Genomic DNA, 25950 nt, shown 5'->3' with positions numbered 1-25950 from the left:
AAAGAATAAATTTCACTTTTAAGAATATAAACTTTTGCAATAAGATTAGTGTCTAGCTCCAGCGCCTAGCCAGTTTTCATCCCCGAGATTGCTTCCTCGAGTATCTTGCGATAAGCGTCAGCTTTGAGCAGCTCGAGACGCTTGTCTAGCTTCGGCTCCTAACTCCTCGAGACGCTTCGGTCCTGCCAATGAAGTCAAAGAGAGACTTCACTGTCAGGCCCTCCAGCGCTTGTCGGAGTTGGGCAGTCGCCTCCGCTTTTCGAGTTCGGTCCGCCCAATGAAGTCAAAGAGCGACTTCACTGGTCGGGCCTCTGAGGCACACAACGTGCCAACCCGCCAGCCGCACGATGTGGCGTTATAGGCGGGCAGCGCTTTTCGGGGCAGTGCACGGCGCTTGCGCTTTTCACTTTGTAAGAGTATAAACTTTTGAACTAAGATTAGTGTCTAGCTCCAGCGCCTAGCCCCTCGAGACGCTTCGGTCCTGACAATGAAGTCAAAGAACGCCTTCACTGTCAGGCCCTCCAGCGCTTGTCGGGGCTGACCAAGGCGCTTGCGCTTTTCAATTAGGAGGGCTGTATATGGATAAGCTGCAGGTCCAATTAACTGCCATTTTAAACTTGTTGAATATAAAAATCTTTCGGATTTTGTTATTTTTGCTGATTGGTGTCGTGATGTATTCAGCGATGTACAGCAATGTAAAGCCTGAAAAGCTTAATTTGGAGCTATTCTCTGTGGCAGAGCAAACCATCCGGTCGCCTATTACGATTGAGGATAAAGAAAGTACAGAAGCAAACCGCAGGGAAGCGGTCGAACAAGTCAAGGATGTATACAGAGTCAAGAGTGAATATGCACAGAACAGGGTTGATTTAGTCACTTCTATTTTTGGTTCAGTTTCAGAAGTCAATGCGGAAGTGCAGGAACAGATCGACCAGAAGAAAAAAACAGCAGAAGAGGCAGAAGTGGAAGATGCTCCTGCTCCTGAAGGTCCTTCGAAGGAAGAAAAGCTGGCAATGTTAAAAACGAAGTTGACCGAGAATGAAACGAAAAGTTTATCTGACGAAGTGTTCATTGCTTTGCTTCAAGCTCCGAAGGAAGAATTGCTGGTGGCCAAAGACCTCACTGTTACAGCTATCAACAATACGATGAAATACAGTGTCCCCGCAGATGAAGTAGAGAATGCAAAACTCAACGTTGAGGAAGAATTAAAGTATACAAGTTTAAGCAGCAGTTTAAAGAAAGCAGTCATTGAAATCGGTCGTTATGCAGTCGTCCAGAATGAATTCTATGATCCAGAAGCTACCGAAGACCTTCGCCAACAGGCTATGGACAGTATTGAACCTGTCAGGATTCTCGAGGGACAAATTCTGGTGGATGAAGGTCAGTTGATCAGCAGGGACGTCTATAAAAAACTCCAGTTGGTCGGACTGTTAGAAAGTGAGAATTCCTACAAGCCTTTTATCGGGCTGGCTATGCTTGTAGCGTTAATACTATTTGCGCTTTTTGTCATTTTCAATGAAATGGAGAACGCCGATAAAAAGCAGAAAAACCTTTTGATATTCAGCATCATTTTTATTACCTCCATATTGTTGATGAAGATGGTCAGTCTGTTTGACGAATTCGAATACTCGGAAATCGGCTATATCTTCCCTGCAGCAATGGGAGCGATGTTGATCAAGATATTAATCAATGAAAGACTGGCTTTATTTCAGATGGCAATCCTTGCGGTCAGCGGGACGATCATCTTTAATGAAGGCATTACTGGGACCTTGAATGTCACCATAGGGATTTATATTTTGATCAGCGGTCTGGCGGCAATTTTATTTTTACAGAAACAAAGCAGACGCTCGAAAATCCTACAGGCGGGTCTGAGTGTGTCGGTCGTAAATCTGATTGTTATCCTTTCGATTCTGTTTTTAAGGAACAGCCAATATTCCGGACTTGAATACGGTTTTTATTTTATCGCAGCGTTCGTTTCAGGGATTGTTTCAGCAGTATTGACAATAGGTATGCTGCCATTTTTTGAAGCAGGATTTGGTATCCTTTCAACCTTAAGGCTAATAGAGCTATCCAATCCAAACCACCCTCTTTTAAGAAAGATTCTTACGGAAGCTCCTGGAACTTACCATCATAGTGTCATGGTGGCTAATTTGTCAGAAGCGGCATGTGAGGCGATAGGGGCTAACGGGCTTCTTGCCAGGGTCGGGTGTTATTACCATGACATCGGAAAGACGAAACGACCGCAATTCTTTATTGAAAATCAGATTAACATGGATAATCCGCACGATAAATTGCCGGCGTTGACAAGTAAAAATATCATTATCGCCCATGCGACTGACGGAGCGGAGATGCTGCGGAAGCATCGGATGCCAAAAGAAATCATTGATATTGCAGAACAGCACCATGGAACTACGTTGCTGAAATTCTTTTACCATAAAGCGAAGCAAAGCGGGCATGAGGTTAAAGAAGATGATTTCCGATATCCTGGACCTAGGCCGCAAACGAAAGAGTCTGCGGTCATTGGGATTGCGGATAGTGTTGAAGCTGCTGTGCGTTCGATGGCACACCCGACCCATGAACAAATTGAAAATTTGGTGCACAATATAATTGGGGATCGGCTGCAGGATGGCCAGCTGAGTGAGTGTGATATTACGCTGAAAGAGCTGGATACCGTCGCTGATACACTTTGTGAAACATTAAAGGGAATCTTCCACTCAAGAATTGAATATCCAGAAATGAATAAGCAGAAGGTGAAGCAGGCATGAATTTAGAGATCGATTTTTTGGATGAAATAAATGAACTAAAGCAGGAAGAAATAAATGAAATTGAAAAATTGTTGAACTATACGGCAGAGAAAGAGGATGTTGAGGAGGGGAGCGAACTATCCGTTACCTTCGTATCGAATGAAAGGATCCAGGAGATAAACCGAGAATATCGTGACAAGGATCGCCCGACAGATGTCATTTCTTTCGCACTGGAGGAGATGGGCGAAGGGGAGCTTGAAATAGTCGGGGATGGTATCCCGAGAATTCTCGGCGATATCATCATTTCGATTCCAAGAGCAAGGGAACAGGCTGAAGAATATAACCATTCGTTCATGCGGGAACTAGGTTTCCTTGCCGTACATGGTCTTTTGCATTTATTAGGCTATGACCATATGAATGAACAGGATGAAAAACAGATGTTTGACAGACAAAAAGAAATCCTGGATGGGTATGGGCTTGGCCGGTGATAAACGGAGGAAGCATCCGTTGGCTTCCTCATTCAAATTTGGTTTTGAGGGAATTGTGGCAGCGGCAGCAAAGGAACGAAATTTGCAAATCCACTTGGCTATCTCCATTCTTGTCATTTTAGCAGGGTTTATTTTTTCGATTAATAAGTACGAATGGATTGCCATTATCCTATCCATTGGCGGAATGGTTTCGATGGAAATGATGAATACGGCAATTGAAAGAACGGTTGATTTGTACACGAAAGAATACCACCCGCTTGCAAAACAGGCAAAAGATATCGCCGCCGGTGCCGTCCTGGTGTTTGCGATAGCCAGTGTCATGATTGGACTAATCATTTTTCTGCCTAGAATATTTGCATGGTTGAGTTAGTTGTAAGTTGTCCGTACAGGGCAACTTTTTTTTGGGAATGAACTTATTAAGTTTGTTTGTTTATTCATCCAAGAGAAGCACGATTAGAGAGCTGGTTATCAGCAAGAAGACCTTACAAAATTGGGCTTTATGTTTGAACCAATTTGAAAACAGGGAAAAACTTAAGTAAAATATCATCACAGTGTAAAAACAGCGCTTGTATGTTTTTAGAAAATTTAAAATTTTATATTTCATTTTTGCTACAAACGATGAAATCACACTGAAAATAAGTTAAAATAAAGAGGAGAAGGGAAATACAGTATGAACTTTAATAATCAAGGCAATAACAACGAATCTCATAAATCTGGCTTCATCTCAATCATTGGAAGACCTAATGTAGGAAAGTCAACCTTTCTTAACAGGGTAATCGGGCAAAAGATCGCGATTATGAGTGATAAGCCACAAACGACCCGGAATAAGGTTCAGGGTGTCCTTACACTTGATGATTCACAGTTGATTTTCATTGACACTCCAGGAATCCATAAACCAAAGCACCGTCTTGGCGATTTTATGATGAAGGTTGCACAGAATACTTTAAAAGAAGTCGATCTGGTATTGTTTATGGTCAATGCTCAGGAAGGATATGGACGCGGGGAAGAATTTATCATTGAGAAACTTCAAAATGTTAAAACACCGGTTTTCCTTGTCATCAATAAAATTGACCTGATCCACCCAGATGAGTTGCTAAAACTAATTGAATCCTACAATGAAAAGTTCAATTTCGCCGAAATTGTTCCGATATCTGCTCTTGAAGGAAACAATGTCGAAAAGCTCTTGGAGCAAATCAAGGAGAGAATGCCGGAAGGGCCACAGTTTTATCCCGCTGACCAGGTAACGGACCATCCAGAACGTTTTATTGTTTCAGAACTGATCAGAGAAAAAGCCCTGCATCTGACGAGGGAAGAAATTCCACATTCTCTTGCTGTTGTAATTGAAAAAATGGAACGCCAGCCTGAAAAAGAAATGGTGCATGTCATGGCTACAATCATTGTCGAGAGGGATTCGCAAAAGGGCATTATCATTGGCAAGCAGGGCGGTATGTTGAAGGAAATTGGCAAAAGGGCACGTCATGATATCGAGAATCTGCTCGGTACAAAAGTGTTTCTTGAATTATGGGTAAAGGTTCAGAAGGATTGGAGAAACAAAGCCACGCAGCTTCGTGATTTTGGTTTCAGGGAAGATGAGTATTAAGCCTGTTTGGCAAATGCTCCCTCATTAACATATTAATGGGTTGCAAATATTATTCATAAGTAGGATTAACAATTTTTATGTAACATGAAAATCTGATTGACAGGCTATGATATTCATAAGGATTTGGGATAAATAAATTGCTAGTGAAAAATTGAAAGGTGGGGTTTTCGATGTTGGATTTTACCTGGAAGGTGTTTTCTCAGACAGGTAACATTGACACATATCTTCTCTTTAAGGAATTAGAGAAAGACGATCAAGAAATACCCGGTTATCAGGAGGAAGAACTAGCAGGAATTGATTTTCCAATCTCATAGGTTTGTCTGTAGTAATGGATGGTGACAGAAGATGCTGCAGAAATGCGAAGGCATTGTCATTAGAACGACGAATTATGGCGAAAACAACAAAATTGTTACCTTATATACCAGGGAATTTGGAAAAGTTGGTGTGATGGCAAGAGGTGCTAAAAAGCCTAATAGCAGGCTTGCTGCTGTCACCCAGCTTTTTACTTATGGACAGTTTCTTTTCCAGGCAAGTTCTGGACTTGGCGGTCTTCAGCAAGGGGATATGATTTCTTCGATGAGGTCGATCCGGGAGGATATCTTCCTTACAGCCCATGCCAGCTATATTGTTGATTTGACCGATAAGGTGACAGAGGACAAGAAGTCCAATCCTTTTTTGTTCGAATTGCTTCTCCAGACGCTAAACTTTATGAATGAAGGCTATGATATGGAGATCCTCACTTTTATTTATGAAATGAAAATGCTGAATGTTCAGGGGCTGTACCCAGTTTTGGACAAGTGTGCAAACTGTGGCAGTACTGAGGGGGATTTCAACTTTTCGATCAGAGAGGGCGGGCTGCTCTGCCATCGATGCTTCCAGATGGATCCATACAGGATCCAAACTTCGCCAGGCACGGTGAGACTGCTTCGTTTATTTTATTTGCTCGACCTAAGCCGTCTTGGCAATATATCGGTCAAGCCAGAGACAAAAGCAGAGCTGAAAAAAGTGATTTCCGCTTATTATGATGAATACTCAGGACTGTATTTGAAAACAAGGAAATTCTTGGATCAAATGGATTCATTCAGGGACCAACTGTAACTATTGACATTGCTTCTGCTTTTCGCTATTATTCAAATCAAAAGCTGTAGATTTCAGCCCATATGCAGAAAGTATTCGCATCGCTGAAAAGGTTGATAAAAATTACATATGTTGCGGTGAAGGAAAAGAGTACTTAAATCCCTCTGTATAAGCGAGTCCGGGAATGGTGTGAGCCGGATTGCAGAAATTAAGGAAGGCGTTCCGGAGCGACATCACATTCAAAGAGGCTGCTATTTGCAGCAAATAGGGTGGAACCGCGGGTAAACTCTCGTCCCTATGCATGAAAAGATGCATAGGGGGCGGGAGTTTTTTATTTTACATTTGGTTATTTGCAAGTCTGCAAAAAAGACAAAACTCAAGAAAAGAAACTATGAACAAAGCGATTTAAAAATTTTCGGAGGTGTAAAGATGAATATCCAAAATATGATTTTAACATTGCAAAAGCACTGGTCTGAACAAGGATGCGTCCTCATGCAGGCTTATGACACCGAAAAAGGTGCAGGAACAATGAGTCCATACACGTTTTTACGGGCGATTGGCCCTGAGCCTTGGAATGTCGCGTATGTTGAGCCGTCTCGCCGCCCGGCTGATGGTCGCTATGGAGAAAATCCAAACAGGCTTTATCAGCACCACCAATTCCAGGTAATCATGAAGCCTTCTCCAGACAATATTCAGGAACTTTATTTGGATTCATTGAAGGCTTTAGGGATTGATCCGCTTGAGCATGACATTCGCTTCGTAGAGGACAACTGGGAGAATCCATCCCTGGGCTGCGCAGGGCTAGGATGGGAAGTCTGGCTGGATGGCATGGAAATCACGCAATTCACCTATTTTCAACAGGTAGGCGGACTTGACTGCAAACCAGTTTCCGTTGAGATTACATACGGAATCGAACGACTGGCGTCTTATATCCAGGACAAAGAAAATGTCTTTGATCTTGAATGGACAAACGGTTTTACCGTACGGGACATTTTTGGACAGCCAGAATATGAGCATTCAAAATATACTTTCGAAACATCTGACAAAGATATGCTTTTCAATCTTTTCACTATTTACGAAAAAGAAGCAAATCGACAGATGGATGAGGGGCTTGTCCATCCTGCATATGACTATGTTCTGAAGTGTTCTCACACTTTTAACATTCTTGATGCACGAGGAGCTATTTCCGTAACTGAACGGACAGGTTATATTGCCCGTATCCGCAACCTCGCTAAGAAAGTTGCGAAAACGTTCTATGAAGAAAGAGAAAAGTTAGGCTTCCCAATCATTAAACGGAAGGAGCAGGTGGAAAATGACTAAACGTAATTTATTGCTTGAAATCGGTTTGGAAGAAATGCCTGCAAGATTTATTACTGACTCCATGAACCAGCTGGCTTCCAAGGTGGAGAATTGGCTGGAAACGAATAATATTGGTTTCGAAGCAATCAAGCTTTATTCCACACCGCGCAGGCTTGCATTGCTAGTCCTGAATGTTGATGAGCGCCAGGAAGACAGTGAGGAAGAAGCCAAAGGCCCTGCTAAAAAAATCGCCATCTCTGAGCAAGGAGAGTGGTCCAAGGCAGCGATTGGCTTTACACGCGGCCAGGGGTTGACGGTCGAGGATATTTATTTTAAAGAGGTCAATGGTGTTGAATATGCTCATGTAAAGAAATTCATCAAGGGACAGGAAACCTTTGAGTTGCTAGTAGATTTGAAAGCAATCATTTCTGGGTTGACCTTCCCGAAAAACATGCGCTGGGCCGACCTCGAGCTTCGTTACATTAGACCAATCAAATGGCTTGTTGCAATGTTCGGAAATGATATCATTCCATTTGAGATTGCTGGTGTCCAAACTGGTAACATAACAAGAGGACATCGATTCCTTGGGGAAGGTGAAATCCAATTATCAGATCCTCAAGAATATGAAGAAGCATTGTTAGGGCAATATGTAGTGGCTGATGCGGAAAAGCGAAAGGACGCAATTACTTCTCAGCTTGAGAAAATCGAGGACGAGAACGGCTGGGTAGTACCTGTCGATGAAGACTTACTGGAAGAAGTCACTAACCTGGTTGAATATCCAACTGCGTTATATGGCCGTTTCGAGGAAGAGTATCTGGAAATCCCTGGCGAAGTCCTGATTACTTCTATGAAGGAACACCAAAGGTACTTTCCTGTGAAATCTCTGAGCGGAGAATTGCTGCCTCATTTTATTACAGTAAGGAACGGTGATCACCTCCATATTGAGAAGGTTGCACGCGGTAATGAGAAAGTACTAAGAGCGAGACTGGCGGATGCAGCATTTTTCTATAAAGAAGACCAAAGAATGCAAATTGATGCAGCGCTGGAAAAATTAAAGAATGTTGTATACCATGAAGATATCGGAACAATTGCTGAAAAATCAGAACGTGTACGCAAGCTTGTAGAATTGGTTGCTGAAAGATTGGATTTCGCTCCTGATGTTATAAAGATTGCGGATCGTGCGGCACAAATTAGCAAATTCGATCTGGTTTCACAGATGGTATACGAGTTCCCCGAATTACAAGGAATAATGGGAGAAAAGTACGCCTTGCAAAAAGGCGAAAGCCCAGAAGTAGCAGTGGCTATCAATGAGCATTATATGCCTCGCAACGCAGACGATTCAATACCAGGATCACCAGCGGGAGCTTTGGTTGCAATTGCTGATAAACTCGATACAATTGTTGCGTTCTTCTCGCTCGGCATCATTCCTAGCGGTTCTCAGGATCCATATGCATTGAGAAGACAGGCGGCAGGAATCGTGCAGACGCTGATCGAAAAGAAATGGAATATCTCGCTTGAAAATCTAGTCGGCCTTTCACTTAACCTTGTTTCTGAAGCAGGAATTAGCAAGCGCACTGACGAAGAGGTTTACCATGACCTTATCCAATTCTTTAAATTGAGAGTCAAGCACTTGTTACAGGAGAAAGGGATCCGCTACGATTTAATTGATGCGGTACTTGGAGGAGAAATTGGTATTGTATCCGGAATGATTGAAAAAGCAGAAGCGCTTCAGGCTGCCAGCGGTGATGAGGGCTTTAAAGAAAGCATGGAAGCATTGAGCCGGGTTCTTAATATCGCAAGCAAGAAAGACGTGCTTGGTGATATCGATCCAGAACGCTTCGAAAACGAGTATGAGCAAAGGTTGTATGAAAAGTATCTTGAACTCGGACAGAAGGCCGAGGACGGCTTGGATGCTGCTTCATATTATCAGCTTTTAGTTGACATTAAACCTGAAATCAATGATTATTTTGAGCATACAATGGTCATGTCTGATAAACAGGATGTGCGTGAAAACCGCCTAAATCAGATGGCTGCACTGGCAGCTTTGATCATGAAGCTTGCAAAAGTAAATGATATCCTCGTAAAGTAAGCACCATGAAATGCTTGATTTGAGTGCCTTCCTCCACAGGAAGGCACTTTAGCAAGTATTTATGCAAAAGATACACTTATAAATTTCATGAAATGGTAATAAGTATAGAATATTTATCCCTTTTTATTACCTCGTGTAGTATATAATAATTTTATTAAGTTTTTTTACATAGAGGCTGTTTATTCAATCAGTCTAATGCATCTCTGAATCTGTACAACCTTGTAGCAACATACGAAAACAACAGTAATACGGATAACTAGCTTGATACTTAATAACCAATGCGAAAACAGCTTATTATAAAAATCTCCCGATGGGTGGTGAGGACAATCGAACTGAATAAACGCCAGGAGCATATTCTGCAAATCGTTAAGGATAACGGGCCAATCACCGGGGAGAATATCGCTGAAAAGTTAAACCTGACAAGGGCTACCCTCAGGCCAGATCTAGCTATACTGACGATGGCGGGATATTTGGATGCTAGGCCTCGTGTAGGTTATTTTTACACAGGAAAATCCGGGAATCAGCTGCTTTCGGAAAACCTAAAAAAAATCCTCGTCAGGGATTATCAGTCCATTCCAGTAGTCGTCCCTGAAAATGTATCTGTCTACGATGCGATCGTCACGATGTTTCTTGAAGATGTAGGCACTTTATTTGTGGTCGATAAAGCTTCAAAGCTAGTAGGTGTCCTTTCTCGCAAAGATTTATTGAGAGCAAGCATTGGAAAGCAGGAGCTGACTACCTTGCCAGTTAATATCATCATGACAAGGATGCCAAATATTACGGTATGCCGTCGGGATGACCTGCTAATTGATGCAGCCAAGGAATTAATTGAAAAACAGATTGATGCCCTTCCAATCATTAAAGACACAGATGATGGGTACGAGTTAGTAGGAAGATTGACCAAGACAAACATTACAAAGGCTTTTGTGGCCTTGGCAGAGGAATAAGAAGCAAATAGAAAAGGGGTTGGTCCAAGATGAATAAAACACCTATTATTTATGTGGTTTCTGACTCTGTCGGTGAGACAGCAGAGCTAGTTACGAAGGCTGCCATCAGCCAATTCGAACATTTGGATGTTTCACTTAAAAGGTTTCCATATGTAGAGGATAAAGTACATATTGACGAAGTCATTTCACTTGCCAAGCATGATGGAGGGATGATCGCCTACACATTGGTCAAGCCAGATATAAGCAACTATCTTCAAGAGTCTGCCACCAAAGAGGGGATCTATGCTTGTGACATCATCGGGCCGCTCATGCAGCAGGTTCAACAGCTAAGTGGTGAAACACCACTATACGAACCTGGCCTTGTCCGTAAGCTGGACGAAGATTACTTCAAAAAAGTTGAAGCAATCGAATTTGCAGTAAAATATGATGATGGCCGAGATCCAAGAGGAATACTGAAAGCGGATATCGTCCTGGTGGGCGTCTCGAGAACATCGAAGACACCATTATCACAATACCTCGCCCACAAGCGCTACAAAGTTGCCAATGTACCGCTAGTGCCTGAAGTCGACCCGCCAGAAGAATTATTCCTTGTTCCAAAGGAAAAATGCTTCGGTCTCAGGATAACACCAGATAAATTGAACCAAATCCGCCGTGAAAGGTTAATCTCACTTGGATTGAACGATCAGGCGATCTATGCCAATATCGAAAGAATCAAGGAAGAGATAGAATATTTTGATGGGATTGTTGAAAAAATAGGATGTCCAGTCATCGATGTAACCAACAAAGCGGTCGAAGAAACCGCAAATGTCATTCTAAATATGGTCCGAAATAAGAAAATGGACGATTAGCACATATTTTGTATGTGCTTTTCTTTTTCAGTTCTTTAGCTTTAGATAATTAATGCATTAGCCGAGAAAAAATAATGGAAAAATAGGCTTTCTTATACTATAATAAAAAATTGTGATAAAAATGTATCTGTTTAGGTTTAGACTGGACAGATTACGAATAAACTATTTACTATCAGTTGTCAAGATGTTGACCGCGAAAAAATTCGACAAAATTCCCTTGAAAAAATACAATCCTTAAGAAGGAATATGCGGAGTGATGTAGAATTAATACTAGTAAAATCAACAGTCAGACCCTTTTTGTTGATGCAGACTCTTGCCCGGTCATTAAGGAAATTGTCGAAATTGCTTCGAAGTTTTCCATCGAAGCTGTTTTTGTGGCTTCTTATGCCCATATGAAGAACGATCTTCAAGGGCAGAACTGGGTTTTTGTCGATTCTCATAAGGAGGCTGTAGACCTTTATTTAATGAATCACGTTAAGAAAGGTGATTTTGCGGTGACGCAGGACATCGGTCTTGCATCTACCCTCATTGCGAAAGGGGTTTATGCCATCTCTCCTAGGGGAAATTTATTTGAAGAAAAGGACATTCAGACTGCCCTTGACTTAAGGTATCTTTCTGCCAGGGCTAGAAGGCAGGGATCCTATGGAAAGGGACCAAAACCCTTTACAGAAAAAGACAGGGAAAAGTTTATAAAGGAATTGAACATGCTTTTGTCGAATTTTAAGATATGTTCAAGTAATCACAACTAATTAGAGGTCATGCTTATGGCAGAGAGGATTGCCGAGGAAAAAGTAAATGAAATCCGGCAGGCGGTTGAAATAGTCGATGTCATTGGTGATTACGTCCAATTGAAAAAACAAGGCCGGAATTATTTTGGGCTTTGTCCATTTCATGGGGAAAACTCTCCATCATTTTCAGTTTCACCTGATAAGCAGATTTATCACTGCTTTGGTTGTGGTGCCGGCGGGAATGTGTTTTCATTCCTGATGGATATTGATGGCCTGTCGTTTCAAGAAGCTGCAGTGAAGCTCGCGGAAAGTGCGAACATCGAACTGAAGCTGGAAGGACCGGCTACGGGCAAAAATCCACAACTGCCTGAAGGCTCGAAGCAAATGATCGAAGCGCATGAACTATTGCGTAAATTTTATCATCATTTGCTTGTAAACACAAAAGAAGGTCAAGAGGCCTTGGAATATCTTCTTAACAGGGGGTTTACACAGGAGTCCATTGACACATTCCAAATAGGCTATTCACTGCCTTCATGGGACTTTGCAGTAAAACTGCTTGAAAAGCGGGGATTTTCGCTGGATCTAATTTCGAAAGCAGGACTTGTCATCCAGCGGGAAAACGATGGGACATACTTTGACAGGTTCAGGAACAGGATTATGTTTCCAATCCTCGACCACCAGGGAAATACGATTGCGTTTTCAGGGCGGGCACTAGGGGGCGAAGAACCCAAATATCTGAACAGTCCCGAAACGCAAATCTTCAACAAAAGTAAAATTCTATATAATTTCCACCTTGCTCGTGGCGTGATCCGTAAGCAGCAGCAAGCTGTACTTTTCGAAGGATTCGCTGATGTTATTTCCGCTAACCGAGCAGGCGTAGAAAACGGGGTCGCCACGATGGGGACATCGTTGACTGAAGAACATATCTCTTTGCTGAAAAGAAATGTGCAAGGCGTAACGATTTGCTACGACTCGGACAAAGCCGGTATTGAAGCGGCATTCAGGGCATCTAACATGCTGTCAAAAGCGGGATTCGCGGTCAGGGTTGCAACAATGCCAGATGGGATGGATCCTGATGATTTCATAAAGGTGCATGGCGAAGAGAAATTCAGGAACGATATTATTGGCTCCAGCGCCACTTTGATGGCTTTTAAATTAATATATTATCGTCGAGGGAAAAACCTTCAGAATGAAGGAGATCGCCTTCAATATATCGAAGAAGTACTTAAAGAAATCAGCTCGCTCAATAAAGCAGTAGAAAAAGACCTTTACTTGAGGCAGCTTGCAAATGAGTTTTCGCTATCCCTAGATGCTTTGGCCCAACAGCTCAATCAGCTGGTTCAGGCGTCGGGTCCAAAGAGGCAAAATCAACCGCGAGCGGAATCAAAACCTGTAAGCTACGCCAGGAAATCAGAACTGAAGCCTGCATACCACACTGCGGAAAGGCGAATGATCTTCCATATGATGAGAGACGCCGATGTCGCATATAAGGTACAGGAAATGCTTGCAGGAAGTACATTGAACATTGATGAACATCAGGCTATTATTACTTATTTATTTGCATACTATGAAAAAGGACATGATCCTGACCCAAGTGCGTTCTTAAATTATCTCCAGGATAATAAGCTAAAAAGGGTCGTTGCTGATATAGAGATGATGCCTCTTAACGAGGAGATCAGTGACCAGGAATTATCTGATTATATCAAGCAGGTCTTGAATTATCAAAAAATGTTAAAAATAAAGGAAAAAATGGCAGAACAAAAACAGGCAGAACGACAAAACGATTTCTTGCGCGCTGCGGCTATCGCAACGGAAATTATCCAATTGCGCAAGACCTTATAAAGCTCATGCTGATTGTTTTTGATTTTTGGAAGGAGGGGGACATATGGCTGAAAAGTCAGCCCGTTCTAAAGAAGTCACCGAAAATGAAGTGACAGTTGAACAAGTAAAAGACCAGTTAACGGCAATTGGCAAGAAAACAGGTGTCCTTGCCTATGATGATATCGCAGAAAGGCTTTCAAGTTTCGACCTTGATTCCGATCAGATGGATGAATACTATGAGTTCCTCGGTGAACAAGGGATTGAACTCGTAGGTGAAAGCGATGAAGTTGAAGACCCTGACATCAAACAGCTTGCAAAAGACGATGAAGAATTCGACTTGAATGACTTAAGTGTCCCGCCGGGAGTCAAAATCAACGACCCTGTAAGGATGTACTTAAAGGAAATTGGCCGAGTTGACTTACTCTCAGCAGAAGAAGAGATCAACCTGGCAGAAAGAATCGAACAAGGCGATGAAGAAGCCAAAAGACGTCTTGCGGAAGCGAACCTTCGACTCGTAGTAAGTATCGCGAAACGCTATGTAGGCCGAGGCATGTTATTCCTTGACCTGATTCAGGAAGGAAACATGGGCTTGATCAAGGCTGTAGAAAAGTTCGATTACCGCAAAGGGTTTAAATTCAGTACCTATGCTACCTGGTGGATCCGTCAGGCCATCACTCGTGCTATCGCTGACCAGGCAAGGACGATCAGAATCCCTGTCCATATGGTGGAAACCATCAATAAATTGATTCGTGTTCAAAGGCAGCTCCTTCAAGACTTAGGACGCGAACCAACGCCTGAAGAGATTGGCGAAGACATGGACCTGTCACCGGAGAAAGTGCGCGAAATCCTTAAGATCGCCCAGGAGCCAGTATCCCTCGAAACTCCGATAGGGGAAGAAGATGATTCCCACCTTGGTGATTTCATTGAGGACCAGGATGCTACCTCTCCTTCTGAACATGCTGCATATGAGCTTTTGAAGGAACAACTGGAGGATGTCCTTGATACGCTTACTGACCGTGAAGAGAACGTCCTTCGACTTCGTTTCGGTCTTGATGATGGCCGCACACGCACATTGGAAGAAGTGGGCAAGGTATTTGGCGTTACTCGCGAGCGTATTCGTCAAATCGAAGCTAAAGCACTTCGCAAGCTAAGGCACCCAAGCCGCAGCAAACGATTGAAAGACTTTTTAGAATAGGATTGCCAAGGAATAGTTTACTTTTTAAAATAAAAGTAAATTATTCCTTTTTTTACTTTCTTTCCGCCGGCTTTTTGCTCGGATAATCAATAAGACAGGATGTGCCTACATATGGAAGACCATCGCAGGAAAATCATCACCAATGAAATTAAGTACTGGAAACAAAACAAGCTGCTGCCTGAGCACTATTGTGATTTCCTCCTGAACCTGTACACAGAAGGAAGTGCTGAAACTGACTCGACTCCAAGAAATAGGCCTAGCCGGACTAAGGGAATATTAAGTTTTATTTTGATTGGATTGTTATCGCTTTCAGTTTTTTTATTTTATTTTACTGAATTGTCGCTCTTTTTGCAAACTGCCCTTCTTATTTTTTTTGGCATTACTACCCTTTCAGCAGCCTTTTATATGGTGAAAAAATCTTTTTTTGATTTGATCCCATTACTTGCTTCTGCACTTCTTTTATTAATCACATCTGTTCAGGCAGCTGAAATAATATTCCCAGACCATCCCGTCATTCTTTACATCGTAGCGGGCCTGAACTGCTTATTGTGGATTACAGCAGGGACCAAGTGGAAGATAGTGAGCTTCAAACTATCAGGAATCATAGGGTTAATCGTCCTGTTAATTACTATATTTATATAATTTTTAACAATTTAAAAGTTTTTAAATGTTGAGAAAATTGTTTACTCCCCTTTATAATGAAGAATGTAAACGCATTCAATGTTTTAAGGGGGATGGAAATGAATTTTGATTTAACATCAGAACAGGCAATGATTAAAAGGACAATTAGAGAGTTTGCGGAGGAAGAAGTTGCTCCAGGAGCGATTGAAAGAGATAAAACAAAACAATTCCCGACAGAAATCTTCAAAAAACTGGGAGAACTAGGAATGCTGGGCTTGCCGTTCCCAGAGGAATATGGAGGAGCGGGAGCTGATACGGTCAGTTTTGCGATTGTCACCGAGGAATTGAGCAAAGCATGCGCCTCAACTGGGATTACATATTCTGCCCACATATCTCTTGGAGGCGCTCCTATCAATCTATTTGGTACTGAGGAACAGAAACAAAAATACCTGGCTCCAATCTGTACAGGCGAATCACTGGGGGCTTTCGGACTGACAGAACCAAATGCAGGATCGGATGCAGGAGGTACCCAGACGACGGCCAAAGAGGTTGATGGGGAATACATCATCAACGGCAGCAAGAACTTTATAACGAATGCAAGCTATGCCAAACATCTTGCAATGACTGCGATCACTGGTAATGTGGATGGAAAAAAGGAAATCAGTGCGATTATCGTGCCAACCGATGCACCAGGGTTCTCTGTCATTGATAACTATGAAAAGATGGGTTTAAATGCATCGAATACTACTCAGCTGGTGATGGAGGATGTCCATGTTCCGGTTGAAAACCTGCTTGGCAAGAAAGGGGAAGGCTTTAAGCAATTCCTTGTGACTCTGGACGGCGGCAGGATTGGCATAGGCGCGATGGCTGTCGGAGTGGCTCAGGCCGCTTATGAAAAAGCCCTGCAGTATGCAAAAGAAAGACAGCAGTTCGGCAGACCTATATCACAGTTTCAGGCTATCCAGTTCAAGCTTGCTGACATGGCAATGAAGATTGAACTTGCACGCAATATGGTGTATAAGGCCGCCTGGCTGAAGGATCAGGGACGTCCATTCTCAAAGGAAGCATCAATGTGCAAGCTTTATGCCTCTGAAATTGCGATGGAAGTAGCTGATCAGGCAGTCCAGGTACACGGCGGGTATGGCTATATGAGGGAATATGAAGTGGAACGTTACATGAGGGATGCGAAGCTCCTTGAAATTGGAGAAGGCACATCAGAAGTCCAAAGAATGGTTATTGCAAGATTAATTGGCTGCTAAAAGGGTATCCTAAATATGCTTTGTACAGCAAAAACTTCATCATACGATGAAGTTTTTTGTCTAAATTGTGAACAAGTGTGACAAAGTTTGCTTTTTTACTTTCCCTGTAAACGTTTTTCAAGTAAAATAATATCTGTGTGAAATCATTATTTAAGTAGATGTTGTACATAAAGGAGGGTATATGATGAATCGTAATCCAATTATCCCGTTCGTATTGATTATGGTAATGGGGATCGGCTTGATGTTCCTGCTTTCTTTCAAGGGTGTTGGGGATTCCAAGGATCTTGCAAAGGAAAAAGAAGGCGGCGGTGAAAAGACCGAAGAAACAACTGAAGTAAACCCAGAGGATTTTTACCAGCAATCATGCGCAGCTTGCCACGGAAACCAGTATGAAGGTGTATCTGGTCCAGCCTTAAAAGGTGTTGGCAGCAAGTATTCCAAAGAAGAAATTCAGGACATTTTGGTTAATGGTAAAGGCAACATGCCACCAGGAATGGCTGCTGGCAAGGAAGCAGAAATGGCAGAATGGATTGTCAATGAATTGAAGTAATATCGAAAGGCTCTTTGCTTTTGCAAAGAGCCTTTTTACATAATTGGACAAGAGGCACGCGGTTTTCATATACTTATAAAAGCAAAATAAGATTTAGTAGGTGACTTGTATGAATGCTGAAAAACTATCAAACCGGCTTGAAGCCGTTGCAAATAATATTCCTGAAGGTGCCAGGCTGGCCGATATAGGCTCTGACCATGCCTACCTTCCTTGTAATGTTGTAAAGAAGGGGACTGTTCCAATGGCAATTGCAGGAGAGGTCGCCGAGGGGCCATTCCAATCTGCCCTTGAGCAGGTCCTAGAGGAAAATCTCATAGATAAAATAGTAGTTAGAAAAGGTGATGGCCTTGAAGTAATTCAACCTGGAGAGGTTGATTGCATTACCATCGCTGGTATGGGCGGTACATTGATTTCAACGATCCTAGAACAAGGGAAATCGAAACTAGAAGGAGTCAGCAGGCTTGTCCTCCAGCCTAATGTTGGCAGCTTTGCAGTACGCAGATGGTTGATCGATAATGGCTGGGAACTGGTCAAAGAAGAAATTCTTGAAGAAGACCGGAAAATTTACGAAATCCTTGTAGCGGAGAAGGGCGAACCATTGAAGCCATATCAGGATCTCGATTTGGAAGTCGGAATATTGTTCGGTCCATTTTTACTAAAGGAAAAGACTGCAGTGTTCAAAGAAAAGTGGATTGCTGAAAAGAGAAATTGGGAGCGTATCTTACAGCAGCTCGATGAGGCTGTGCAGAATGATGATACAGAAAACAAGAGACAGGAACTGAAAACGAAACTAAAGATGGCAGAGGAGGCGTTACAGTGAAAAAAGTGAATGGACATGAAGTGATTCAGCTTTTTGAACAATTTTCGCCTAAGGCATTTGCGATGGAAGGCGATAAGGTTGGCCTGCAAATAGGTGCTTTGAACCAATCGGTCGAGAACGTCCTGGTTGCACTCGATGTGACAGAAGAAGTAGTGGAGGAGGCAATTGCAAAGAATGTTCAATTAATTATTGCTCATCATCCGCCAATATTTAGGCCGCTGAAAAGAATTGCGACGGATACTCCTGCCGGACGAATGATTGCAAAGCTGATCAAGCATGACATCGCTGTTTATGCAGCCCACACGAACCTGGATGTGGCAAAAGGAGGCGTAAATGACCTGCTTGCTGCAGCATTGGGTTTAAATAACCCTCAAGTGCTGGTACCAACTTATGAGGACCAGTTAAAGAAGCTTGTCGTTTTCGTACCTGAGGAAGATGCAGAGCGTCTGCGAGATGCGTTAGGGAAAGCAGGGGCAGGGGCAATCGGCAACTATAGCCATTGTTCTTTCTCCGGGGCGGGAGAGGGACGTTTCCTGCCGGGGGAAAATACGGATCCTCATATCGGCGAACAGGGAAAGCTTGAAGCAGTCAATGAAGTGCGTGTAGAAACTGTTTTTCCGCAAAGCATTGAAAAAAGGGTGGTTCAGGCTATGATTAAGGCTCATCCTTACGAGGAAGTTGCCTATGATGTATATCGGCTTGATAATACCGGGGAACAACTCGGGCTTGGAAGAATCGGGCAAGTCGAAGAGACCAACCTGTCTGAATATGCCAAAGTAGTAAAGGAAGCTTTGGGAGTTGATAAAGTCCGTGTTGTCGGAGACTTAAACGCTAAGGTGAAAAAGGTAGCTGTCCTTGGCGGTGACGGAAATAAGTATTATTCACAGGCGAAATTCCGCGGAGCAGATGTTTACGTTACCGGGGATATCTACTATCACACCGCACACGACGCACTGATGGCCGGATTGAATATGATTGATCCAGGACATAATGTCGAGAGGGTCATGAAACACGGAGTCGCCACTGTGATGGAAGGACTATGCAAGGAAAAAGGGTATGATGTGACCTTCATTCCATCTGAAATAGGGACAGATCCATTTACTTTTATTTAAGCCTTTGGGCTTGAACCGAAGAGTGTCGCTAGCACCAATTTCGGTCACAGAACGAGAGAGGCTGCACCCGAAAAACGATGATGGGTACGATTTCGTCACAGAACAGGAAAAACTGCCGAAGTCACGGGTTGAATTCAGCAGCGCTAGAAAATAAGAAAGCAGCCTGAATTCAATTCAAGCTGCTTTCAGTATTTTATACGTTAGCCTCAGTCTTCTTAACCTTTGGCAGGATTTTATGGAGAGGCACTTTTTTCTCTTTTACCCATGTTTCATCGTTTTCCTTGTCAAACTGTTCGAGGAAAGTAATGACCTCTTTTGTGATTGGTGTCGGAGTCGATGCTCCAGATGTGACTGCGACTGTGTCAGCATCTTTTAACCACTCGATATCAAGCTCGGTAATATCGGCAATTCGATATGCTTTTGTTCCGGCTATTTCTTGGGATACCTGTGCTAGACGATTTGAGTTATTGCTTTTAGGGTCGCCAACCACAATCAGCACATCTGCTTCCTTAGCCTGCTCGGCGACAGCCTCCTGGCGGACTTGTGTAGCCATACAAATTTCTCTATGAACTTCCGCGTGAGGGTACTTTGCTTTTACGTTCTTCATGATGTCGGCAACGTCCCACTGGCTCATCGTTGTCTGGTTGGTGACGATCAATTTTTCAGCCTGCAGATTCAAAGCTTCTACATCTTCTGCCGTTTCAACTAGATGAACAATCCCTGGAGCGACACCTACGGCTCCCTCAGGTTCGGGATGCCCTTTTTTGCCGATGTAAATAACCTCAAAACCTTCTTTTTCTTTTTCCCTGATCAGGTTATGGGTGTTTGTCACGTCAGGGCATGTCGCGTCAATCGAAACAAGACCCTTTTCCTTGGCAAGTTCCCTGACTTCCGGTGAAATGCCGTGTGCTGTGAAAATAACTGTTCCGCCTTCAACTTTTTCAAGGATTTCCTTGCGGTTGTTTCCGTCCAATGTAATGATGCCTTCCTCTTCAAACGCATCAGTGACATGCTTATTATGGACAATCATCCCAAGTATATATATTGGACGCGGCAAGCTCTTATCCAATGCAGCATTGCGTGCAATGACCATGGCATCCACAACACCGTAGCAATAACCGCGTGGTGATATTTTAATTACATTCATTGAGTCATCCTCCTAAGAGTACCTCTGATTCTTTCTTTTATTATATAAGACTTGCAGAAAGAATACAAAAGCGACTTTCCAGAAGGAACGAATTAACTATTATCCAATTTATATGAACAATTTAGGAGAAGAAGCTGAGTTATTGCTTTGCTTTTTGATTGGCGGTTTTTGTGTTGGAGAACTGGAACCAGCTTTTTTGGACTTTTTCGGTTTCTTCTTTTTCTCGACTGTTTCACTCGTTTCTTGTTCAGCTTTTTGCTCATCAGCATCTGGAAGATCCTTCAATCCTCTGTACAGTTTCCACATTGAAGGCAAATTACGGACGAGAGGACCGTATTGCTGGATCATCGGTCCGAATTGCTGTGCAGTGTTAAGAACTTTTTGTGTGTTGGTGAGAAAACCATTCAGTGAAGATGGATCAGCGAGAGTCTTCAGAATTCCTCCGCCTGAGCTTGCTCCACGCACCGGCCCACTTCCGCCTCCTGGTATTAAACCCGATATGCCATTTCCCTGGCCTCTGCTGCCTTTCCCAAGGATCTTTGAAAGCAAACCTCCACCTTGTCTTGATTGCGGGTTTCTTCCCATCATTCGAGGCATTTGTCCCTGCGGCATCCTAGGTCCAGGACCAAACTGATTTGGATACATCTGCCGCTGACCCATGAAGGGACCTCCCATCATGCGAGGACCATGGAACCTATTCTGCATCCCGCGTGAGTTCATACGGGGTCCTTGTAGCATCGTGACCCCTCCTTTCCCATTATTCATCTCCTATTAGAGTATGCATATAATCAGGATTGGTTTAAGAAAAAAGTATGTTTGCGAAACAGGTTTGTTTTTTTATAAGGAAAGGTTAAGATAGTACTGATTGGAGATTTTCTGCAATCTTTATTATAATTACAGGATGAACCTGAAGAGATCAGCTTACGGAACGAGCTGTAATCCCCATTTACCAGAGGGACAGGGTGAAAGAAGGAGATTTTCAATGAGTGAAACAAAATTTAATCGATATGAATTGAAACCGTTCATTATAGATGCGATCAATAAACTAGGTTTTTTTGAGCCGACAGAAATTCAGGAACGTCTTATTCCTACAATCCTAAAGGGTGAGAGTGCCATCGGGCAATCCCAGACTGGTACAGGAAAGACGCATGCCTATGTACTGCCAATTATGGATAAGCTTGATCCATCGCGCAATGAGGTACAGGCAGTAATCGCTGCACCGACACGTGAGCTTGCCAATCAAATTTACCATGAAGTTCTTAAAATTGCTGAACACGCTCCTCAGGGAGAGCAGATCACGGCTCGTTGCTATATTGGCGGGACGGACAAGCAAAGAACGATCGAGAAGCTTAAGACACAGCCGCAAATCGTCATCGGTACTCCAGGAAGGATTAACGACCTGGTCAAAGAAAACGCGCTATTTGTGCATACAGCGAATATGCTCGTGATCGATGAGGCGGATTTAATGCTGGACATGGGCTTTATCGAGGATATTGACCAGTTTGCGTCCCGTATGCCAGAAAAGCTACAAATGCTTGTATTTTCAGCAACGATTCCTGAAAAATTAAAACCATTCTTGAAAAAGTACATGGAAAACCCAAAATATGTACAAATCGATCCTAAACAAGCTACGGCAGAGAAGATTGAACATATTCTTCTGCCTGCAAGGCATCGTGATAAAATTGGGCTTGTTCATTCAGCTCTTGTTGCATTCAATCCATATCTTGGGATTGTATTTGCTAACACTAAGAAGAAAGTTGACGAAATAGCCGATGGTTTAATCCAAAAAGGACTGAAGGTTGGCCGTATCCATGGAGACCTGACCCCACGCGAACGTAAGCGGGTCATGAAGCAAATCAAGGATCTTGAGTTCCAGTATCTTGTAGCTACTGACCTGGCCGCAAGAGGTATTGATATTCAGGGAATCAGCCATGTCATCAACTATGAGTTGCCTACTGATCTTGATTTTTACATTCACAGGGTAGGAAGGACAGCACGTGCTGGTTCTTCAGGTATTGCCTTGACGGTTTATGAGCAGCGTGATGAAGATGCACTGATCCGTCTTGAAAAGATGGGCATCACTTTTAAAAACATTGATCTGAAAAAAGGTGAATTAACCGAAATCGAAGAGCGAAACAGACGCCTGAACAGAAAGAAAAAAGAAACTACTGGTGAGGTGAAGGCAAAGTCTCTCGTTTCCAAGCCTAAGAAGGTAAAGCCAGGCTATAAAAAGAAGATGCAATATGAGATGGATAAAATTAAAAAACGGGAAAACCGTATACAAAAGAGAAATAAATAAAGGGATTTAGGAGAGATCAAGATGTTAATTGGATCACATGTTTCCATGAGCGGGAAAAAAATGCTGCTTTCTGCCAGTGAGGAAGCTGTCTCATATGGTGCAAATACTTTTATGATCTATACGGGTGCACCTCAGAATACAAGAAGGAAAAAAATCGAGGACCTGAATATTGAAGCAGGCCGCCTGCATATGGAGCAGAATGGAATCAATGAAATCGTCGTCCATGCTCCTTATATCATCAATATTGGGAACACACAAAATCCTGATACCTTTGATTTAGGGGTAAGGTTTTTGCGGAGTGAAATTGATAGGACAGAAGCAATTGGTTCCAGGCAAATTGTGCTGCATCCGGGTGCGCATGTAGGAGCAGGGGCAGAAAAAGGTATCGAAAAAATCATTGAGGGCTTGAACGAGGTTCTTAGCAGCGAAGATAAAGTCCAAATCGCTCTGGAAACGATGGCTGGAAAAGGGTCTGAGTGCGGAAAATCCTTCGAAGAACTCGCAATGATCATCGATGGTGTAACCCATAACGACAAGCTTTCTATCTGCTTCGATACTTGCCATACACATGATGCAGGCTACCCAATCGTTGAAGATTTTGATGGTGTGCTGAATGAATTCGATAAGATCATTGGTCTGGATAGACTGAAGGTACTTCACATCAATGACAGCAAAAATGAGGTCGGGATGAGGAAGGACCGTCATGAAAATATTGGATTTGGACATATCGGCTTTGACGCATTAAGCTACATTGTCCACCATCCACAATTGACACAAGTTCCTAAAATCCTCGAAACCCCATTTGTCGGCGAGGACAAGAACGATAAAAAGGCGCCTTACAAACATGAAATCGAAATGCTGAAAAGCAAACAATTCGAAGAGAATTTGCTTGATATCATTAGGAATAGCTAAATTAAATCACAAAGCAGAAGCTGTGGAACATTCCACAGCTTTATTTTATTTTGGGAAAGGTATATGTTAGGAATAATAATCTTCACAAATTGAGATGACTGGTTATGTTGAAACTCATTGTGGAATTATAATAATCAACAACATGTGGTCATGATGGACAGAAAGTGCCGGGAAAAAGAAGAAAGTGTCCGTCATAAGTGTCATGACGGACAGAAAAGGCTGGGAACAAGAAAAAAGTGTCCGTCATAATTCATGACGGACACACCTCTTATTTAGTGAATTTAACGAACAGCTTATTAACTTCTTTTGCTGTTTCAGGGCTGGTGATTCTGGCGATTTGCTTGATCAGTGCCGATCTTTCTGAATCATTAAAGATGTTCACCTTTTTACCGCGTAAGTATCCGGCGATTTTCGCTGCCTGTGCCTTTGTGATTGAAATATTAAATTGAGAGGCATACTTCAGCAGTTCATCAGCCGTGATGTTGCCTATTTTATGGTTAATGATGTTTTCAAAAATAGCCAAAGATCATCACTCCTTCATAGTAGGGTATGTGCCCAGTACTGGATTCGTGACAATTTTCTTGGATTGTGAGTTCTTTTATTTACAATATCGTCAGTAAGAGATATACTACTAAAAGTAAATCGGAATGATTCTTATTTTTGCGGGTGATAAAAATGGACACGAATGATTACATCGTCCAGGTACAGGATCTTTATTATCGATATGATAAAGAAAATGTTCTTGAGAATATAAATCTGTCTATCCAAAAGGGTAGCTTTTTAGCGATTGTCGGCCCGAACGGTTCCGGCAAGTCAACATTGCTTAAGCTTATGCTTGGGCTGATCAAGCCGCAACAAGGCTCAATCCTCCTGTTTGGACAAGATATTAACAAGTTTAAGGAACAGCATAAAATTGGCTTTGTATCCCAAAAGGCCAACTCTTTCAACACAGGCTTCCCTGCTACCGTTTTTGAGGTAGTAGCGAGTGGACTGACGAAAAAGCTCGGACTCTTCAATTTTTTGAAGAAGACTGACCATGTTAAAATAAAGCAAGCGATCGAGTCCGTCGGGATGGGGAAGTTCCTCGACCGGAATATAGGGGAACTATCCGGCGGCCAGCAGCAGAGGGTATTTATCGCGAGGGCGCTGGTCAGTGATCCTGAATTGCTGATTTTGGATGAACCAACGGTAGGTGTAGACGTTCAAAACGTCAATTCCTTTTATAGGATGCTCGATACACTCAATAAGGAGAAAGGGATCACTCTTCTATTGGTCACTCATGATATAGGGACGATTTCAGAAAAGGTCACAAATGTAGCCTGCTTGAACAAAAGCATGCATTTCCATGGAAGTGCGGAGGAATTCGAACAACTGAAAATAAACGATGTGTCAGAAATTTATGGTCATGATGTCCATGTTTTGACGCACGATCATCACCATCATGGAGGAGGGCACCTTCATGATTAGCGGACTGATGCAATATGAATTTTTGCAGAATGCATTTTTGACCGGTATGATCATCGGGGTGATTGCTCCGCTTCTAGGAGTTTTTATCGTAGTCAGAAGACTTTCGCTTATAGCTGATGCCCTCAGCCATGTCACTTTGGCGGGAATTGCCGCAAGCCTGCTGCTAGAGAAAAAGTTTATGCTATTCAGCGGCTTGAATCCACTTTATATGGGAATGGCTTTCTCAGTTGGCGGCTCATTGTTTATCGAAAAGCTGCGTACTGTTTATAAACATTATCAGGAGTTGGCGATCCCGATTATTCTCTCTGGCGGAATTGGCCTTGGGGTCATTTTCATTTCGCTCGCGGATGGCTTCAATACAGATTTGTTCAGTTATTTATTTGGCAGCGTTAGTGCGGTGAGCAGAGCTGATCTATGGACAATCCTGATCATCAGCATACTTGTTATAGTACTTGTTGTATTGTTGTATAAAGAACTTTTCCTTTTATCATTTGATGAAGAATATGCAAGAGCAACTGGTATCGCCGCAAAGACTCTTCACTTCATTTTCATCGTTATGGTGGCACTGGTTATTGCCGCATCGATGAGAATTGTCGGTATCCTGCTGGTCTCATCACTGATGACCCTGCCAGTTGCAGCAAGCATGAGGTTCGCAAAAGGTTTTAAGCAAACCATCTTCTTTTCCATCCTATTCGGTGAGATATCTGTCTTGGGCGGTTTGTTCCTATCCTACTACCTGGATCTTGCTCCGGGCGGAACGATTGTGATGATTGCAGTCCTTATCCTTGCGCTGGCCATTTGGCTAAAAAAACGAGCGGCTACGAGATCCATCTAATGGGGTGATATCATGAATGTGAACGAAGCAATGGACCTGTTAAAGGAACAGGGTTATAAGCATACTGGAAAAAGGGAAGATATGCTCCAGTTGTT

General features: G+C 42.7%; 25 protein-coding genes, 1 pseudogene and 1 other annotated feature. Of the genes and pseudogenes, 23 read left to right on the top strand and 3 right to left on the bottom strand.

All coding sequences use genetic code 11. The annotated features are described in order from the left end of the window. The first annotated feature begins 578 nt into the window (after positions 1 to 578). From ACH0QE_RS00425 to ACH0QE_RS00340, 18 genes are all read left to right on the top strand, one after another. A complete protein-coding gene (locus tag ACH0QE_RS00425; protein WP_415798781.1) occupies positions 579 to 2762 on the top strand; it encodes an HD family phosphohydrolase in 2184 nt (727 codons plus the stop codon). After that, positions 2759 to 3229 (top strand): rRNA maturation RNase YbeY, encoded by a 471-nt coding sequence (ybeY, locus tag ACH0QE_RS00420; protein ID WP_415798780.1) that lies wholly within the window; start codon positions 2759 to 2761, stop codon positions 3227 to 3229. The genes ACH0QE_RS00425 and ybeY overlap by 4 nt, the downstream gene beginning before the upstream one ends. Continuing rightward, a complete protein-coding gene (locus tag ACH0QE_RS00415; RefSeq protein ID WP_415798779.1) occupies positions 3207 to 3599 on the top strand; it encodes a diacylglycerol kinase family protein in 393 nt (130 codons plus the stop codon). The genes ybeY and ACH0QE_RS00415 overlap by 23 nt, the downstream gene beginning before the upstream one ends. 300 nt (positions 3600 to 3899) lie before the next feature. Further along, positions 3900 to 4829 (top strand): GTPase Era, encoded by a 930-nt coding sequence (era, locus tag ACH0QE_RS00410; protein WP_415798778.1) that lies wholly within the window; start codon positions 3900 to 3902, stop codon positions 4827 to 4829. Between the two features lie 170 nt (positions 4830 to 4999). Then, positions 5000 to 5143: a YqzL family protein gene (locus tag ACH0QE_RS00405; protein WP_084135511.1), complete on the top strand. Its 144-nt coding sequence runs from the start codon at positions 5000 to 5002 to the stop codon at positions 5141 to 5143. Between the two features lie 31 nt (positions 5144 to 5174). Then, positions 5175 to 5927 (top strand): DNA repair protein RecO, encoded by a 753-nt coding sequence (gene recO, locus ACH0QE_RS00400; RefSeq protein ID WP_415798777.1) that lies wholly within the window; start codon positions 5175 to 5177, stop codon positions 5925 to 5927. A 107-nt stretch (positions 5928 to 6034) separates the two neighbouring features. Continuing rightward, positions 6035 to 6206 (top strand) — a binding site (T-box leader). A gap of 129 nt (positions 6207 to 6335) precedes the next feature. Then, positions 6336 to 7226 (top strand): glycine--tRNA ligase subunit alpha, encoded by an 891-nt coding sequence (gene glyQ / locus ACH0QE_RS00395; RefSeq protein ID WP_415798776.1) that lies wholly within the window; start codon positions 6336 to 6338, stop codon positions 7224 to 7226. Next, positions 7219 to 9294 (top strand): glycine--tRNA ligase subunit beta, encoded by a 2076-nt coding sequence (gene glyS, locus ACH0QE_RS00390; RefSeq protein ID WP_415798775.1) that lies wholly within the window; start codon positions 7219 to 7221, stop codon positions 9292 to 9294. Before glyQ ends, glyS begins: the two co-directional genes overlap by 8 nt. Before the next feature lie 278 nt (positions 9295 to 9572). Then, positions 9573 to 10241 (top strand): helix-turn-helix transcriptional regulator, encoded by a 669-nt coding sequence (locus ACH0QE_RS00385; RefSeq protein WP_415798774.1) that lies wholly within the window; start codon positions 9573 to 9575, stop codon positions 10239 to 10241. Between the two features lie 29 nt (positions 10242 to 10270). Then, positions 10271 to 11089 carry a pyruvate, water dikinase regulatory protein gene (locus tag ACH0QE_RS00380; RefSeq protein ID WP_415798773.1) on the top strand — a complete coding sequence of 273 codons (819 nt, stop codon included), beginning with the start codon at positions 10271 to 10273 and terminating at the stop codon, positions 11087 to 11089. 278 nt (positions 11090 to 11367) lie between these two features. Continuing rightward, complete coding sequence (locus ACH0QE_RS00375; protein ID WP_102263624.1) at positions 11368 to 11838, top strand: YaiI/YqxD family protein; 471 nt, start codon at positions 11368 to 11370, stop codon at positions 11836 to 11838. Between the two features lie 15 nt (positions 11839 to 11853). Beyond that, positions 11854 to 13659, top strand: coding sequence for a DNA primase (gene dnaG, locus ACH0QE_RS00370; protein ID WP_415798772.1), 1806 nt, complete (start codon positions 11854 to 11856; stop codon positions 13657 to 13659). A 43-nt stretch (positions 13660 to 13702) separates the two neighbouring features. Next, positions 13703 to 14833, top strand: coding sequence for an RNA polymerase sigma factor RpoD (gene rpoD, locus ACH0QE_RS00365; RefSeq protein WP_102263622.1), 1131 nt, complete (start codon positions 13703 to 13705; stop codon positions 14831 to 14833). Between the two features lie 111 nt (positions 14834 to 14944). Continuing rightward, positions 14945 to 15475 (top strand): hypothetical protein, encoded by a 531-nt coding sequence (locus ACH0QE_RS00360; protein ID WP_415798771.1) that lies wholly within the window; start codon positions 14945 to 14947, stop codon positions 15473 to 15475. A 98-nt stretch (positions 15476 to 15573) separates the two neighbouring features. Further along, positions 15574 to 16713 (top strand): acyl-CoA dehydrogenase family protein, encoded by a 1140-nt coding sequence (locus tag ACH0QE_RS00355; RefSeq protein WP_415798770.1) that lies wholly within the window; start codon positions 15574 to 15576, stop codon positions 16711 to 16713. Between the two features lie 184 nt (positions 16714 to 16897). Then, the gene (gene cccA, locus ACH0QE_RS00350) at positions 16898 to 17263 is read left to right on the top strand and encodes a cytochrome c550 (RefSeq protein ID WP_415798782.1); all 366 of its coding nucleotides are present in this window, start codon (positions 16898 to 16900) and stop codon (positions 17261 to 17263) included. Between the two features lie 109 nt (positions 17264 to 17372). Further along, on the top strand, positions 17373 to 18083 hold the full coding sequence (locus ACH0QE_RS00345; protein WP_415798769.1) for a tRNA (adenine(22)-N(1))-methyltransferase: 711 nt from the start codon (positions 17373 to 17375) through the stop codon (positions 18081 to 18083). Further along, positions 18080 to 19195: a Nif3-like dinuclear metal center hexameric protein gene (locus ACH0QE_RS00340; protein ID WP_415798768.1), complete on the top strand. Its 1116-nt coding sequence runs from the start codon at positions 18080 to 18082 to the stop codon at positions 19193 to 19195. Before ACH0QE_RS00345 ends, ACH0QE_RS00340 begins: the two co-directional genes overlap by 4 nt. Positions 19196 to 19388: 193 nt before the next feature. Here the strand turns inward: ACH0QE_RS00340 and ACH0QE_RS00335 are convergent, their stop codons facing one another. Together ACH0QE_RS00335 and vrrA are read right to left on the bottom strand one after the other, a co-directional pair. Next, positions 19389 to 20342, bottom strand: coding sequence for a 4-hydroxy-3-methylbut-2-enyl diphosphate reductase (locus ACH0QE_RS00335; RefSeq protein WP_415798767.1), 954 nt, complete (start codon positions 20340 to 20342; stop codon positions 19389 to 19391). A 108-nt stretch (positions 20343 to 20450) separates the two neighbouring features. Beyond that, positions 20451 to 21080 carry a VrrA/YqfQ family protein gene (vrrA, locus tag ACH0QE_RS00330; protein WP_415798766.1) on the bottom strand — a complete coding sequence of 210 codons (630 nt, stop codon included), beginning with the start codon at positions 21078 to 21080 and terminating at the stop codon, positions 20451 to 20453. A 244-nt stretch (positions 21081 to 21324) separates the two neighbouring features. Here vrrA and ACH0QE_RS00325 point away from each other — a divergent pair, with 244 nt between their 5' ends. Together ACH0QE_RS00325 and ACH0QE_RS00320 are read left to right on the top strand one after the other, a co-directional pair. Further along, positions 21325 to 22641, top strand: a complete 1317-nt coding sequence (locus ACH0QE_RS00325; RefSeq protein WP_415798765.1) for a DEAD/DEAH box helicase — start codon at positions 21325 to 21327, stop codon at positions 22639 to 22641. A gap of 21 nt (positions 22642 to 22662) precedes the next feature. Next, on the top strand, positions 22663 to 23553 hold the full coding sequence (locus tag ACH0QE_RS00320; protein ID WP_415798764.1) for a deoxyribonuclease IV: 891 nt from the start codon (positions 22663 to 22665) through the stop codon (positions 23551 to 23553). A 268-nt stretch (positions 23554 to 23821) separates the two neighbouring features. Here the strand turns inward: ACH0QE_RS00320 and ACH0QE_RS00315 are convergent, their stop codons facing one another. Further along, positions 23822 to 24076 (bottom strand): DUF2624 domain-containing protein, encoded by a 255-nt coding sequence (locus ACH0QE_RS00315; protein ID WP_415798763.1) that lies wholly within the window; start codon positions 24074 to 24076, stop codon positions 23822 to 23824. Between the two features lie 152 nt (positions 24077 to 24228). Here ACH0QE_RS00315 and ACH0QE_RS00310 point away from each other — a divergent pair, with 152 nt between their 5' ends. The 3 genes and pseudogenes from ACH0QE_RS00310 to ACH0QE_RS00300 all read left to right on the top strand — a co-directional run. Further along, positions 24229 to 25020, top strand: coding sequence for a metal ABC transporter ATP-binding protein (locus ACH0QE_RS00310; RefSeq protein WP_415798762.1), 792 nt, complete (start codon positions 24229 to 24231; stop codon positions 25018 to 25020). Further along, a complete protein-coding gene (locus ACH0QE_RS00305) occupies positions 25013 to 25855 on the top strand; it encodes a metal ABC transporter permease (RefSeq protein WP_415798761.1) in 843 nt (280 codons plus the stop codon). The genes ACH0QE_RS00310 and ACH0QE_RS00305 overlap by 8 nt, the downstream gene beginning before the upstream one ends. A gap of 12 nt (positions 25856 to 25867) precedes the next feature. Next, a pseudogene (locus tag ACH0QE_RS00300) lies at positions 25868 to 25950 on the top strand (transcriptional repressor); the annotation flags it as partial.

The sequence above is a fragment of the Mesobacillus sp. genome (assembly GCF_047739415.1).
Lineage (GTDB): Bacteria > Bacillota > Bacilli > Bacillales > Cytobacillaceae > Mesobacillus.
Note: the sequence above shows the minus strand (reverse complement) of the source record. Positions and strands in the feature narration are given on the sequence as shown.